Genomic DNA, 15,305 nt, shown 5'->3' on the forward strand with positions numbered 1-15,305 from the left:
AAATGTCTGTTCCTGCCAAAATTAATTGGTCACCATTTACTAGGCAATAGCTATGCCAAAATAAAAAATGAGCTCTATCAGTTAACAGAAAGAACTCACATTAATATAATAAGGATTTGTGTTAAAATGATTTCCGATACTCTTTGGTCATTTCAAATACGTTAGTCAAGATATTTTTCTCCACCTCATTAAATTCCATACCTCTACGTTGCATTACCAAACCAGCAACTTCGAAAGTTGCTTTCAATCTATACTCCTTAAAACCATGATTTCCGCCCATTGCAAAAGAGGGAATAAAATTACGGGGGAACCCAGCTCCAAACACATTAGCACTCACACCAATAACAGTCCCGGTATTCAACATGGTATTAATCCCGCATTTAGAATGATCACCCATAATAGTACCACAAAATTGCAAACCTGTTTTTTCAAAACTATCACTGGAATAGCTCCACAATTTAACTTCCGAATAATTGTTTTTCAGATTTGAATTATTTGTATCTGCTCCAATATTGCACCATTCACCCAATACTGCATTTCCTAAAAATCCATCATGCGCTTTGCTCGAATAACCAAACAACACCACATTATTTAATTCTCCGCCACATTTGCAATATGGTCCTAACGTAGTTGCTCCATACACCTTGGCTCCCATTTTTAGTTCTGCATGCTCGCACATGGACAAAGGACCACGCACCAAACATCCTTCCATAATAACTGCATCTTTTCCAATATAAATTGGGCCATCAGTAGCATTTAATGTTGCAAATTCTACTTTTGCTCCTTCTTCAAGAAATACATTCTCTCTTCCAAGAACATTTACCGTATCACTTATTTTCTGCGATTTTCTTCCTTTGGTCAGCAATTCAAAATCGGCACGAAGAGCCTTGTCATTGCTTCCAAATATATGGTAAGGCATTGCTATTCGATCAACAGCCTGTTTATACGCAACTTTAACTTTTGCTTCAATTCCTTCCTTGTTCACCAACTCAAGGTCAGCAGTCAAAAAATTAGCCGCCAGAATAACTCCATCCTTTGCAAGATACTCTCCCACTTTTAAATTCAGAATTGCATCTTTCAACCTCTCATCCGGAAGTACCGAACCATTAATCAATACATTTTGTTCCTGAACAAAGATTGGATATTTTACAGATAAATAATCCTGCGTAAAATGACTTAAGCTGGCTGTAAGATATTTCTCCCATTTTTCGCGAATGCTTAAAATGCCAACCCGAATCTCAGATACCGGACGTGTAAATGTGAGTGGACGCAGATCATTCCATGCCCCATCATCAAAAAGAATATAATTCATTGTAGTAGTGATTTAAATCCGAAGGATTTTTATGTATGATCAAAAATAAAAAAAAGCCTCGAATAATCGAGGCTTTTTCTTAATATGGTAGATTTTTTAATCTTACTTCTTGTTACCGTCCATGTGTTTCTTGTAACGATTCATGAACTTATCAACACGACCAGCAGTATCTACTAATGTCATCTTACCTGTATAGAAAGGATGAGATGTATTAGAGATCTCAAGCTTAATAACTGGGTACTCAATACCTTCGAACTCAATAGTCTCTTTAGTTCTAGCAGTCGACTTAGCAATAAAAACATTTTCGTTTGACATGTCTTTAAAAGCTACAAGACGGTAATTTTCCGGATGTATTCCTTGTTTCATTTTAATATCCTTTAGTTTCTTATAATCTACTTCCAATAGGCTGCAAAGGTAGATATTGTAATTTGTTTTGCAAAAGAATAAATAAATTATTCTTCACTTTCCGTTACTTTTTTCTCTTTTACCTTACTTCCCCTGTTCTCCAGAGGAATAATAGGGGTCCGTTTAAAGGGTTTATTAGGGTCAAAAAGCAGACGATAGGTATAATGCGTCTTCATTTTCACACCTCCAACCGACTCATAAATAGAAATCATTTTCGGATTAAAATCTCCCACCCACGAAAGTTCAACTTCTTTGTAATGTGACTTCCTCTTCATAACCTTATCCATGTGCCAGAAAATTGCCGACTCAACACCAAAACGCTGATATTTAGGAGTAACACCCATAATTGTGATCCGGGCTCGGGTAATCGTTTTCTTTTTTAAATGGTATAAAAATTTCAGTTTGTTCCAGAAATTAAACTTCCCATTCATTTTTATTAATATCTGATTGATATCCGGCATCATCACAAAAAATGCAATTGGATTTCCCTCGTGATAAGCAAACCAAATAAATTCTTCGTCGATAACTCCTTTTCCATCACGAGCCATTTTACGGATATCTTCAGGATCAATCGGCGAGAAATTGTTATGAAATTTCCATGCCTCATTGTATATCGTAATTATATCCTGTATGTATTTTTCAGATTTTTCAAACGAAAAATGCTCGAAAGTAAATCCTGGCTTTTTGGCAACCCACTCGGCAATCTTCCAAAATCTTTCCGGGAATGGTTTGGTTCTGTCAAGGTGGTAGCTATACTGTTCAAAGAACACCTTAAAGCCATACTCCTCGAAAAATGCCTTGTAGTATTTCTGATGATATGGCATTCCATACCCCTGAGACATAAAACCATCAACTAAAAGCCCCCAATGATTGTCATTCTCGCCAAAATTTATAGGCCCATCCATGGCTTCCATACCACGATCCTTTAACCATTCCTTAGCTGTACCAAACAATAGAAATGCTGCCTTTTTGTCATTTATACATTCGAAAAAACCACATCCGCCTGTCGGCTGATCAAAAGAAAAAGCTTTATTGGTGTTGATAAACGCCGCTATCCGGCCAATTACTTTTCCTTCATCGTTTTGCAGTATCCACCGGCATGCCTCACCATGCTTAAAGAATGAATTTTCCTTCGGATCAAATATACCTTCTATCTCAGCATCCAACGGACAAGCATAATTGGAATCATCTTTATAAATGATTCTGGCAATATCTAAAAAATCTTTTTGATGCGTATGATCTAAAACTTCAACTATCCTCACTCGATTCGCTTTATTTAAGTTCTTTAATTTAGGATTCCAATGCCATTTTATCGTTTGGCCAATTTTGAGAGTAATCTCAACAACTCAACATACAACCAAACCAATGTTACCATTAACCCAAATGCACCATACCACTCCATGTATTTTGGAGCTCCGGATTGAGCACCTTTTTCAATAAAATCAAAATCTAAAACTAAATTAAGTGCAGCGATAACAACAATAAACAGACTAATACCAATACTTAGTAAACCAGAATCATTTGCAATGTTTAAGCCAAAACCAAACATTCCCAAAATCCAATTCAACATGTAAAATATAAATATTCCGCCTGTTGCAGCAATCACACCTGTTTTAAACTTCTCTGTTACTTTAATAAATCCAGTTTTATAGGCAAAAAGCATTGCAAACAAAGTTGCAAATGTTAAGCCAACAGCCTGTACCACAATACCTGGATAGGCTGAATTCATCATTGCCGACAATCCGCCTAACATAAGGCCTTCGGCTAAAGCATAAAACGGAGCCGTATAGGGCGACCAAACAGGCTTAAATGCAGTAACAACGGCAAGAATCAATCCACCAATTGCTCCACCAATTAACCATGGAAGAACCACTGATGAATCCATCGAATCATTGAATAATCCCCATGTGTAACTTGCTGCAGCTACCAGAAAAAACAATAGCAAACCAACTTTATTAACGGTTCCATTTACCGTCATCGTTTCACTCTCACTGTACGATCCATTTCTTGATGCGTAAAAAATCTTTTCGCTCAGAACTGGATTAGAACTTTTTGTATATCCCATGTGTGTTAACTCTTAATCTTTAAAAATCTATTCTTAAAATTTCGCAAAAAATACGTTTCAAATTTACTTTGTTTAATTTTCTTTTCCTAGATATGAATGCCATATCACATCATAAAATATCTTAAAAAACACTTATAAATTAAGTTCATATTGAAGATCATCCCAAATCTCCCTCCAGTCCTCATCCTCTCTTTTTAATTCGCAAACCAAATCAACAAGCTTATTCACAACAACATCTCCTCTTCGGGCAATCTTCCCTAAGGCTCTTTTTACCTGATTTAAAAAATAAGCATCCTCAAATTTCTTTGGCAGCATTTCTATAAAATCAATAAACAGCCTGTCACTCTCCTCTTTCTTATCCATTGCAAGGCGTCCAACAACCATTACTGCACACACCTGTTTTGCTATATTCTCACTTTTTAACCACTCTTTAACAAGCGCTTTTGCATTAGGGAGGTATTGAAACAAATTCATGCTTGCCTGCTCCAACAATTCATTTGAATCCATTTCAGCGAACCAACGCTCCAACTGCTCTTCGGTCACTTTTGCAGGTTCTTCGAGAAGGGTTGCCACAATTTTAGATTCACGAAAACCTTTGGTCCATAATTTATGTGCTAAAAGATGATCCTTCTGATAATCCCTCCCTATTTCACGCAAATTTACAATTGTTGCTCCCAATGATTTTGAGTAGTTCAATCCAAATTTTTTCATTTCATGATGAGTCTCACCATTACGAAGAATTTGAATTTTCTTGAAAATTTCCTGAAACAATTCTTCTGTTTCTTTCCTATCGATAAAAAAATCCATTTTACTAAAATTAGTTAACTGCCTGCAAAGGTAGAGTTTATAATCCTTTCAGAATATTTTTTTGTATTTTTTTCACAAAACACTTGGAGAATAATTAAAGATTTCTCTATATTTGCACCGCATTAGAGCAAAAATGGTGATTGTAGCTCAGTTGGTTAGAGCGCTGGATTGTGGTTCCAGAGGTCGCCGGTTCGAGACCGGTCTTTCACCCTAGATAAAAAGTCAATAAAGATGCGCCTTACGGCGCATTTTTTTATGGCTAAAATTATAGACCTACTACGGATCAATTTAAATATAATAACTTTTAAATCAAACAATTACAGTCACTTCTATTAAAAACTCATCCTACAACTCCTGAAACGAAACCTGTAATTGTTAAAATAATATTTCATCGGAATTTTCTCGTAACACATCTATATCCCTTTTGTTATTGGTAAGAAATTGAGGAATTCAATGATAAAGTCCAAGAATAAGATAACCAAACCCAATATACAGCCAACAATAATATCACAAAAAATAATACAACCAAAAGTCTGTCAATCACTTTGGCTCTTGTACTAAAAACATCATAATTATTCATCTTAATCATACTTACATTACAAAAACACGAAAAAAAAGCAACTGTGTGATTTTTAATTTCTCAGTCGTATTCTACATTAAACAACTCTTTTTTATTTATTGGTCTGGGTGGAGTATTATATAAATCTTCAGGATTGCATTCAAAAAAATCAGCAAGTCTTATAATTACTTCAGAAGGAAAATCTTTTGAAGAACCCTCCGGTGCATTAAGAATCCTGCTAACATGCTCTCTTGTTCTACCCATCATCATTGCAATTGCTTTTCTGAGAGCAACTCCTTCCTTAGCTTTTAAATTCCCCAATCGATCATTGATATTAAATTTTTTTTGCATTGAATACCGCTATTTTAAAACTATTGCTTAATTTGTGCGCTAGAGATCACATAACTCTTATTCTATTTCATAATAAAGATTACGAATTTCACAAAGCTGTCCAAATTAAACAGACACTTTTTGATTAAATAATTCACACCTTATGTCAAAAGGCGATATTATAAAAACATTAATTAGGGAATCGGGGTTGCCAATTACTGAAATTGCAAGAAGAATCAATGTTGACAGGCGAACAATATATGCCTATATGAAGAAAGACAATTGGAAACCTGAAACCTTACAACAGATTTCAATTGCCTGTAATAAAGATGCCAACTATTTGCTAAAAAAAATATTGGACAGCAACACTAAGCAAGGAGAAGATAAACAGATAAAAATAGAAGAACCAGATGTAATCTATCACAATAAAAAAAAAAATAAACAATCTTTTAAACGAAAATGCAGTCCTCTTACACAAATTGGTAGATTTACAGGAGAAACACATTCTACTGCACGAGGAGTATTTACAATTAAAAAACAATCTACAACCGAAACGTAAATAACCTTACTTAAACTCATCCTATTCGCATCCGCTTTGACTTAAATCTTATTGGAATTACAAAAACCAATAATCACATCCATACAATTCCGATTTTTACGGCTATTTTTGCACTCAATAAAATTCTCAACTTCCAAAAAAAAGAGTTGGGATATCTATTGTTAGTGGTGGCTTATTTTTCTCACAAGTCAAACTAAAGCTTTCAAAAAACAGAATTACGTAATGAGCAAAATAAAGATCGATTTAGAGTTGTTAAGGCAGAATGCAAAAACTACCGAAACTGCCACCAAAGAATTATTCACCAGACTAAAAAAAAAGAAACCCAAACAATTGGATTCTATTGTTCACACACTTCATGATGAAGTATTCGAAGATCTGGATTGCCTGGAATGTGCCAATTGCTGCAAGAGCATTAGTCCGATTGTTATTGATAAGGACATTGAACGCCTGGCAAAACAGTTTAGAATGAAACCTTCAGAATTCATCAATCAATATTTATATATGGACAATGAAAACGATTATGTGTTTAAGGAAACCCCTTGTCCGTTTTTGATGCCTGACAATTACTGTATGGTTTATGAAAATCGTCCCCGTGCCTGCCGCGAATATCCACACACCGACCGCAAACGCATTTATCAAATACTCGATCTCACATTAAAAAATACACATTACTGTCCTGCTGTTTACGAAGTAGTCGATCGCCTTAAAAAGAAAAAAGAACAACTATAAGCAAGAATCTTTTCATTCGGATTTCTATCTTTAGAATGCCTAAGCAATCAATTCCATGAACAAAACAGCAATTCTCATCCTCATTTCTCTTCTTGCAAGTCTTACGCTGAAAGGCCAGAGTGGTGGAGAAAACATCTACGAATTCCTGAATTTAGGAAGTTCGGCCAGAGTTGCCGCCATGGGAGGAGATCAAATTGCACTGAACAATGTTGATGCAGATTACTCTTTTTACAATCCAGCGGCCCTTCATCCCGATTTGGATCAAAAAGTGGCATTAAATTACGTAAATTACCTTACGGATATCAATTACGGATATGCTTCCTACACTAAAGATTATGCTAAAATCGGCATCTTTTCATTGGCAATGCATTACGTAAACTATGGAAAATTTACAGAAGCAAACGAATTTGGAGAAATAACCGGCAATTTTAAAGCTTCCGATTACGCGCTGATTATTAGTTATGGCAGGCAATTGAATAAGAATATTCGTGTGGGAGCTTCAATTAAACCAATTTATTCTGCCTTAGAAAGATACAGCTCTTTTGGTTTGGCTGCCGATTTGGCCTTGATCTACGACAGTTCCGATGAACTATTCAGAGCTTCTATTGTGGCGCGGAATTTTGGTTATCAAATTAAAGCCTACTACGGATCGCACCGTGAAGATCTTCCGAATGAAGTATTAATTGGAATGAGCACCAAACTACAGCACGCTCCGTTTCGTTTTGCAATCACCTACCGCCATCTGGAAGAATTCGATCTGACTTACGAATCAGAATTAAATAAAACGGACGATTCCTTCTCAAAATCAAGCAAAGACGGATTCTCCGACAAAGCCCTGAAACACTTCATTTTAGGTGCAGAATTTTTACCCTCGAAGAATTTTAGTATTCGGCTGGGGTACAACTTTCAGCGAAGAATGGAACTTAAAGTTGATGAAAAAACTTCGACTGTTGGATTCACCTGGGGATTTGGAGTTAAAGTATCTCGTTTCCAGGTGAGTTTTGCCTCGGCAAAGTATCATTTGGCAGGCGCAAGCAATCATTTCTCAATCAGCACCCGATTAAGCGACTTTAATTTCTAAAAAAATAATTCAAATTGCGCATTTCAATCGTTTACAGGAAACTATAATCTTTCACACCTCCTATTTTTAGTTCCAAATCTCATATTTTGATCGATTTTCTTTATACTTTTGTACCCAATTGCACAAAAAAACCGAGCAATAACTAGAATGGATATACCTGAAAAGAAACTAATTATAGCAATCGACGGACATTCGTCGTGCGGAAAAAGTACTGTTGCCAAGGATTTGGCAAAAAAAATTAAATACACTTATATTGACAGTGGTGCAATGTATCGGGTGGTTACTCTTTTTGCAATGAGAAACAACTTAATTTCCAGCGACAAAGTAGATGAAAATAAGTTGGCTCATTTGATCGATCAAGTAAACATCTCTTTTAAATACAACACTGAAAAACAGCGTCACGAGACTTATTTAAATGCTGAATTGGTTGAAGATGAGATTCGCCAAATGGCTGTTTCGAACAACGTAAGTTTGATTGCTAAAATCAAATTTGTTCGTGAGAAAATGGTGGCTTTTCAACGTGAATTGAGCAAAGAAGGTGGAGTTATAATGGACGGCAGGGATATTGGAACTGTGGTTTTCCCAAATGCCGATTTAAAAATATTTATGACAGCCGATGTAGAAATAAGAGCCATTCGCCGTTACAAAGAATTAAAAGATAAAGGAGAAAACATTTCATTGGACGAAATCAGAGAAAACGTTTCAAAAAGAGATTATATCGATGAAAACCGCGATGAAAGTCCGCTCCGAAAAGCTGATGATGCAATTGTACTTAACAACAGTCATTTAACTCCGGACGAACAATTGGATTGGATTGTTGATCGCATGAATGAGCTGTAAGTAATCAACCGACAGGATAAAAAATGAATATTGAAATTGATCCTAACGCCGGATTCTGCTTTGGTGTTGTAAATGCCATAAATAAAGCAGAAGAAATACTGAAAGAGGACAATCAACTCTTCTGTATTGGTGATATCGTTCACAACAATATCGAAGTTGATCGTCTTAATGCTCAAGGGTTACAAGCCATCAATCACGATCAGTTTGCAAAACTGTCAGGAAAAAAAGTTTTATTTAGAGCACATGGAGAACCTCCAACCTCTTACGAAACAGCAAAAAAGCAAAATATAGAAATTATTGATGCTTCGTGCCCGGTAGTTTTAAAACTGCAAAAAAAGATAAAAAAAGCATATCAGGAGATTAAGAAGTCAAACGGTCAAATAATTATATACGGTAAAAAAGGTCATGCCGAGGTAAATGGTTTAGTCGGTCAAACCGAAGGCAAGGCAATTGTTGTTGAAAATACAGATGATTTAAAATTGGTGAACTTTAGCTTGCCGGTTGTTCTGTTTTCACAAACAACAAAAACCATTTCAGGCTTTGCTGAAATTTCAGAATATCTGAAAAAGGAATGCAAAAACAGCCTTAGTATTAATGATACAATTTGCAGAAAGGTATCGAATCGTGTTCCCTTAATTAAGGATTTTGCAGGCAAACACGATGTGATCATTTTTGTGAGCGGAAAAAAAAGTTCGAACGGAAAATTACTGTTCGATGTCTGTAAAAGAACAAATCAGAACAGTCACTTTATCACTTGCCCCGATGAACTGAATATGGACTGGTTTGCGAATGCGAAATCGGTTGGTGTAAGCGGAGCAACATCCACTCCCACCTGGCTGATGAATGATACAATTGAAAAAATAAAACTTGAAAATAAAAACGATTTAAGCATGTCTAAAATTAAGAAAATTGGAGTTTTAACTTCAGGAGGCGATGCTCCAGGAATGAATGCAGCTATCAGAGCTGTTGTTCGTGCTGCTATCTATAACAAAATTGAAGTTGTAGGTGTACTGCAAGGATACGAAGGCTTAATTCATGGTGATTTTAAGAAAATGAAATCTCATGATGTAAGCAACATTATTCAAAAAGGCGGAACTATTCTTCGTTCGGCCAGAAGTGAAGAATTCAGAACTGTTGAAGGAAGAAAAAAAGCACATGAGCAAATGATTGCCAATAAAATAGATGCTCTTGTGGTTATTGGTGGTGACGGTACATTTTCAGGAGCCCGTATTTTTACACAGGAATTTGATATCCCTGTAGTGGGAATTCCGGGTACTATCGACAATGATTTGTTTGGTACCGATTACACGATTGGTTACGACACGGCAATCAACACAGTAATTGATGCTGTTGATAAAATCCGCGATACTGCGAGTGCTCACAACCGTTTGTTCTTTATTGAAGTAATGGGCCGTGATGCTGGTTTTATTGCTTTGCGAAGTGGAATTGCAACAGGAGCTGAAGCTATTTTAATTCCTGAAAAAGAAACCCACACTCAGGAATTGCAAAAATATCTTGAAAAAGGGTACAAAGAACACAAATCAAGCGGAATTGTAATTGTTGCCGAAGGTGACAAATCTGGTGGTGCTTACACAATTGCAAAGGAAATTGGGAAAGAACATCCGGAATACGACATTCGTGTATCTGTTTTGGGACACATGCAAAGAGGAGGTTCTCCATCGGCTTTCGACCGCGTAACTGCATCTACTTTGGGCGTTGCTGCTGTTGAAGCTTTACTGGATGATCAAAAGAGTATCATGGTTGGAATTGTTAACGGTGAGGTTTCACATGTTTCATTCAACAAAACCATTAAAAACAAGAAGAAAGTTAAGGATTCACTGATGAGTCTTAACGATATTCTTTCTATCTAAATGATTTGAGAACGGTGGTTTTTGTTCATGCCTGTTTTCGTATCAGGATTTAATGCCCAAATGATGAGATTCTAACCAGAACTCATAACTTTGAGGAAAATACTCACAGTAATGAACAAGACTACCGAATTCGCAGATATCATACTGCCACTTCCATTGGCCCGGCTTTTTACCTACTCTATTCCGGAGGAACTAAAAGCTGATGTGGCCATTGGAAAAAGGGTAGTTGTTCCCTTCGGCAGTAAAAAATTCTACACAGGCATTGTGAAAAACATTCACAATACAGCTCCTGAAGATTATTCAACCAAAGATATTATTACCTGTCTGGATGAATCTCCGATTATCAATTCTTTTCAATTCAATTTTTGGGATTGGATATCACAATATTACCAATGTGCTTTAGGTGATGTTTTTAAAGCAGCACTTCCTTCAGGATTAAAGCTGGAAAGCCAAACCAAGATAACTGCAAACGAAGATTTTCAGACTCAGGAAACTCTAAGTAAAACCGAGGCGCAAATTTTGAATGTACTTAAGCATTCAAAAGACGTGAACATCTCTGCATTAAATCAGGCCACAGGATTAAAAAATACGCTTCCTCAAGTAAAATCACTACTCGAAAAAGGAGCCGTTTTCATCGAAGAACAAATCATTAACCATTACAAGGAAAAGAAAAAAGAGTTTGTTCGATTGGCATCTGATTTTAGCGAATCGGAAATGGGAGATCTGATCAATGACTTAAAAAGAGCAAAAAAACAGCAGGAGATACTCCTATCCTATCTTAATCTTTCCAAACATTACTTCGAAGAAAATGCTCTAAAAGTTTCAGCCCTCGAACTTCTAACGTCAACAGCAACTTCCAAAAGCATTTTAAAAAGTTTGGTGGAAAAAAACATTCTTGAAATTTACCATGAGAAAATGGATCGAATCGATCTGTCTCAAACAGAAACTTCAGGACTTAAAGAATTGAATGAATATCAGGAAAAAGCAATTGCTGAGATCCGTGAAAACTTTGAAGAGAAGAACTGTGTACTGCTCCACGGAGTCACCTCAAGTGGAAAAACAGAAATATACATCCATCTGATTCAGGAGCAGTTACAACTTGGGAAACAGGTACTTTACCTGTTGCCGGAAATTGCTTTAACAACTCAGATCATCAATCGGCTTCGAACTGTATTTGGAAATAAAGTAGGAATCTATCATTCGAAATTTAACGATGCCGAACGGGTAGAAATTTACAACAATATCAATCAAAACAATCCTGATAATGCCTATCAGGTAATATTAGGTGTTCGTTCATCAATATTTTTGCCTTTCAAAAATTTAGGATTAATTATTGTCGATGAAGAACACGAAAACACATACAAACAATTCGATCCGGCTCCGCGATACCACGCACGCGATGCTTCTATTTATCTGGCTCATTTGCATCAGGCAAAAACTTTATTGGGCACTGCTACCCCCGCAATAGAAACCTACTATAATGCCAAAACGGGCAAATACGGTTTGGTAGAATTGTTTCAGCGTCACCAGAATCTGGAAATGCCCGAAATAATTATTGCTGATGTAAAGGAAGCCAAACGGAAAAAACGGATGAAATCCATGTTCTCTCCTGAGTTGATGCAAATGATGGAAACTTGCCTGGAAAATAAGGAACAGATCATTTTATTTCAAAACAGAAGAGGATATTCGCCCTATCTGGAATGCAAAAGCTGCGGGTGGGTTCCTCATTGCCCAAACTGTGCGGTCAGCTTAACATACCACCAATTCAACAATCAATTGGTTTGCCATTACTGTGCTTACAGTATTCATCCACCAACCAGCTGTGAACATTGCAGTTCAACCGAAATTGAAGACAAAGGTTTTGGAACTGAAAAAATTGAAGAGGAATTAACAGGTTTCTTTCCTGATGCAAGAATTGCAAGAATGGATTTGGATACCACCCGCAAAAAAATGGCCTATGAAAAACTCATTTACAAATTCGAAAATCAGGAACTCGATATTTTAGTGGGTACACAAATGGTTTCGAAGGGACTCGATTTTGATAATGTGAGTTTGGTTGGTGTGCTAAATGCCGACTCAATGCTGAATTACCCGGATTTTCGTGCCTACGAACGGAGTTTTCAGATGATGGCTCAGGTTTCCGGACGTGCCGGCCGAAAAAAGAAAAGAGGCAAAGTTCTGATACAAACTTATACTCCTGAACACCCAATCATAAAAAATGTAATTGGGAACGATTATATTTCGATGTACTCCGACCAATTGGCAGAAAGAAAAGAATTTATTTATCCGCCTTTTTACCGCTTAATCAACATCTGTTTAAAACACAAAAACCAAACTCTGGTGAATCAGGCGTCAGAAACCTTGGCAAAATCTTTACGGAAAATTTTTGGCATTCGTGTATTTGGGCCTCAATCGCCTGTTATTAACCGAATTCAAAACTTATACATCGTTAACATCCTTTTAAAAATAGAGAAGAAAAGCTCCCCATCCAAAGCCAAATGGATTTTAAATCAACATGCAAATCATCTAAAAAGCATGGATCAATTTAAATCCATTCAAATTAATTTCGACGTCGATCCGATGTAAACAACATCGTTTACAAGCATTTAAGACTTGTAATTGAATTTTCTAAATGTGTTAAAAATACATAAGGAATGTGCTAAAGATTCGCCAACACACGAATTTGTTTATCTTTGCTGACATAATTCAAAAACCAGGAAATAGTGAATAAAATTGAATTAGAACAAATATTCGAATCCTTCTCTAAATTAAATGTGTTGGTTATCGGCGATGTTATGGTCGACGCCTACGTTTGGGGTAAAGTAGATCGGATATCGCCGGAAGCCCCGGTACCAATTGTTTCTTGCGTTAAGCGCGAAAGCAGATTAGGGGGAGCCGCCAATGTAGCTCTAAATATCAAATCGTTAGGTGCAAGCCCTATTCTTTGTTCAGTAATTGGTGAGGATGAAAAAGGCAAAGAATTTTTAAATCTTTTAACTGAGATTGAAGAAGAGCAATATGGAATAGTTGTTAGCAACAAACGGAGAACAACGGTAAAAACGCGCTTCATAAGCAACAATCAACACCTTATTCGTGTTGATGAAGAAGATACTCATGAATTGGCGGATGAAATAGAAGCTGAATTTATTGATCACATCAAAAGCTTAATCGAAAAGCATGAAATTCATGCAATTATTTTTGAAGATTACGACAAAGGTGTAATCACTAAAAATCTGATTGATGAAATTGTTCATCTTGCTAACAGCAAAGCAATTCCTGTTGCGGTAGATCCTAAAAAACGTCATTACAACGATTATAAAAATGTAAGCCTTTTCAAACCAAACTTCAAAGAATTTGTGGAAGGTTCCAATCTTCTGCTTGAAAAAGGAGATATTCACGGATTGTTCGACGAAGCCAAGAAGTTTCAGAATGAGATGGGCATTAAAAAACTATTTATTACGTTATCAGAGTTAGGCGTTTTTATCAGCAATGAAAAAACCTACGAACACATTCCTGCAGTGGTTAGACAAATTGCGGATGTTTCAGGAGCCGGCGATACTGTAATCAGCGTTGCTGCCTTGTGTTTGGCCACCGGTATGAATGCAAGGCAGATTGCTGCAATCTCGAACCTTGCAGGAGGAATTGTATGTGAAATTCCTGTTGTTGTACCTATTAACAAGGATCAACTTTTAGCTGAAAGCAGTAAGATAATCGACAAGCTTTAGAAAAGCGTACAAGTTATTTCTCAATTATGAAAAACGTTCATCCCCAGGGAGTTCTGTTTCCTTATGATTTTAGTCTTGCAAGGCTATAATATGTTGATAATTCTCTTGCATTTGTTACTATTTTAGATCGCTTCAAAATTTTAAATATGCTTTAAAATAGTATCTTTGGAACAAGTTCATTTTTATAATATAAAACCTTGTAATCAGAATTGTTTATGGCTAAAATAATTGCTCTGGCAAACCAAAAAGGAGGGGTTGGGAAAACCACTACAGCAATAAACCTTGCTTCAAGTCTTGCTGTTTTGGAGTATAAGGTTTTAATTGTTGATGCTGATCCGCAGGCGAATTCGACCTCAGGCATTGGCTTCGATGTTCGAAACATTGAAAAAAGCATTTACGAATGTATTGTTGATGGAATTGAACCCAAAGAAGCCATTCTACATAGTGAGATTGAAGGATTTGATATTCTTCCTTCGCACATCGACTTGGTAGGTGCTGAAATTGAGATGTTGAATCTTGCAAATCGTGAGCAAATTTTATTGAAGGTTCTTGAAAAATTGAGTCCTGATTATGATTTCATTTTAATTGACTGTTCGCCTTCACTTGGTTTAATTACCGTGAATGCGCTTACAGCAGCTAATTCAATAATCATTCCTGTTCAGTGTGAATATTTTGCATTGGAAGGTTTGGGAAAACTTCTGAATACAATTAAAATTATTCAGAACCGTTTAAATCCTGATTTGGAAATTGAAGGATTTCTTCTAACGATGTATGATAGCCGTTTACGATTATCAAATCAAGTTGTAAGTGAAGTTAAAAAACACTTTCAAGATATGGTTTTCGAGACAATCATTCAACGCAACACTAAGCTAGGTGAGGCTCCAAGTTACGGTAAACCAGCAATTCTTTACGATGCCGAATCAGCCGGAGCAGTTAATTACTTAAATTTGGCTCGTGAATTATTGAAAAATAATAACCTGACAAAAACAAACACCAAAGCAAAACTCATTAGCGAATAATAT

Annotated in this window: 14 protein-coding genes and 1 tRNA gene; 9 read left to right on the forward strand and 6 right to left on the reverse strand. The window is 36.3% G+C overall.

The window, feature by feature from the left end; all coding sequences use genetic code 11:
- Positions 1 to 121: 121 nt before the first annotated feature.
- The 5 genes from ACKU4N_RS18310 to ACKU4N_RS18330 form a co-directional block, all read right to left on the reverse strand.
- Positions 122 to 1,312 (reverse strand): GlmU family protein, encoded by a 1,191-nt coding sequence (locus ACKU4N_RS18310; RefSeq protein WP_321318872.1) that lies wholly within the window; start codon positions 1,310 to 1,312, stop codon positions 122 to 124.
- Between the two features lie 102 nt (positions 1,313 to 1,414).
- Positions 1,415 to 1,678, reverse strand: a complete 264-nt coding sequence (locus tag ACKU4N_RS18315) for a type B 50S ribosomal protein L31 (RefSeq protein ID WP_321318873.1) — start codon at positions 1,676 to 1,678, stop codon at positions 1,415 to 1,417.
- 86 nt (positions 1,679 to 1,764) lie between these two features.
- Positions 1,765 to 2,979, reverse strand: a complete 1,215-nt coding sequence (locus ACKU4N_RS18320) for an N-acetyltransferase (RefSeq protein ID WP_321318875.1) — start codon at positions 2,977 to 2,979, stop codon at positions 1,765 to 1,767.
- Between the two features lie 47 nt (positions 2,980 to 3,026).
- The gene (locus ACKU4N_RS18325) at positions 3,027 to 3,782 is read right to left on the reverse strand and encodes a Bax inhibitor-1/YccA family protein (RefSeq protein WP_321318877.1); all 756 of its coding nucleotides are present in this window, start codon (positions 3,780 to 3,782) and stop codon (positions 3,027 to 3,029) included.
- Positions 3,783 to 3,914: 132 nt separating this feature from the next.
- Positions 3,915 to 4,589 carry a DNA alkylation repair protein gene (locus tag ACKU4N_RS18330; protein WP_321318879.1) on the reverse strand — a complete coding sequence of 225 codons (675 nt, stop codon included), beginning with the start codon at positions 4,587 to 4,589 and terminating at the stop codon, positions 3,915 to 3,917.
- Positions 4,590 to 4,724: 135 nt separating this feature from the next.
- On the opposite strand from ACKU4N_RS18330, the gene ACKU4N_RS18335 reads away from it, so the two are divergent.
- Positions 4,725 to 4,800: transfer RNA gene (locus tag ACKU4N_RS18335), tRNA-His, on the forward strand.
- Between the two features lie 429 nt (positions 4,801 to 5,229).
- On the opposite strand, the gene ACKU4N_RS18340 is transcribed toward ACKU4N_RS18335, so the two are convergent.
- Positions 5,230 to 5,499 (reverse strand): helix-turn-helix domain-containing protein, encoded by a 270-nt coding sequence (locus tag ACKU4N_RS18340; protein WP_321318881.1) that lies wholly within the window; start codon positions 5,497 to 5,499, stop codon positions 5,230 to 5,232.
- Positions 5,500 to 5,641: 142 nt separating this feature from the next.
- Here ACKU4N_RS18340 and ACKU4N_RS18345 point away from each other — a divergent pair, with 142 nt between their 5' ends.
- From ACKU4N_RS18345 to ACKU4N_RS18380, 8 genes are all read left to right on the forward strand, one after another.
- Positions 5,642 to 6,037 (forward strand): helix-turn-helix domain-containing protein, encoded by a 396-nt coding sequence (locus ACKU4N_RS18345; protein WP_321318882.1) that lies wholly within the window; start codon positions 5,642 to 5,644, stop codon positions 6,035 to 6,037.
- Between the two features lie 222 nt (positions 6,038 to 6,259).
- A complete protein-coding gene (locus tag ACKU4N_RS18350) occupies positions 6,260 to 6,766 on the forward strand; it encodes a YkgJ family cysteine cluster protein (RefSeq protein WP_321318884.1) in 507 nt (168 codons plus the stop codon).
- Positions 6,767 to 6,821: 55 nt separating this feature from the next.
- On the forward strand, positions 6,822 to 7,847 hold the full coding sequence (gene porQ / locus ACKU4N_RS18355) for a type IX secretion system protein PorQ (RefSeq protein ID WP_321318886.1): 1,026 nt from the start codon (positions 6,822 to 6,824) through the stop codon (positions 7,845 to 7,847).
- A gap of 147 nt (positions 7,848 to 7,994) precedes the next feature.
- On the forward strand, positions 7,995 to 8,687 hold the full coding sequence (gene cmk / locus ACKU4N_RS18360) for a (d)CMP kinase (RefSeq protein WP_124992539.1): 693 nt from the start codon (positions 7,995 to 7,997) through the stop codon (positions 8,685 to 8,687).
- A gap of 23 nt (positions 8,688 to 8,710) precedes the next feature.
- Entirely contained in the window at positions 8,711 to 10,558 is a 1,848-nt protein-coding gene (pfkA, locus tag ACKU4N_RS18365) for a 6-phosphofructokinase (protein ID WP_156195625.1), read from the forward strand.
- A 111-nt stretch (positions 10,559 to 10,669) separates the two neighbouring features.
- Positions 10,670 to 13,144 carry a replication restart helicase PriA gene (gene priA / locus ACKU4N_RS18370; RefSeq protein ID WP_321318890.1) on the forward strand — a complete coding sequence of 825 codons (2,475 nt, stop codon included), beginning with the start codon at positions 10,670 to 10,672 and terminating at the stop codon, positions 13,142 to 13,144.
- A gap of 137 nt (positions 13,145 to 13,281) precedes the next feature.
- The gene (locus ACKU4N_RS18375) at positions 13,282 to 14,283 is read left to right on the forward strand and encodes a bifunctional heptose 7-phosphate kinase/heptose 1-phosphate adenyltransferase (RefSeq protein WP_197092715.1); all 1,002 of its coding nucleotides are present in this window, start codon (positions 13,282 to 13,284) and stop codon (positions 14,281 to 14,283) included.
- 215 nt (positions 14,284 to 14,498) lie between these two features.
- Positions 14,499 to 15,302, forward strand: a complete 804-nt coding sequence (locus ACKU4N_RS18380; RefSeq protein WP_101308054.1) for a ParA family protein — start codon at positions 14,499 to 14,501, stop codon at positions 15,300 to 15,302.
- Positions 15,303 to 15,305: the final 3 nt, after the last annotated feature.

Origin of the sequence: Labilibaculum sp. (assembly GCF_963664555.1) — a bacterium.
Classification (GTDB): Bacteria; Bacteroidota; Bacteroidia; order Bacteroidales; family Marinifilaceae; genus Labilibaculum.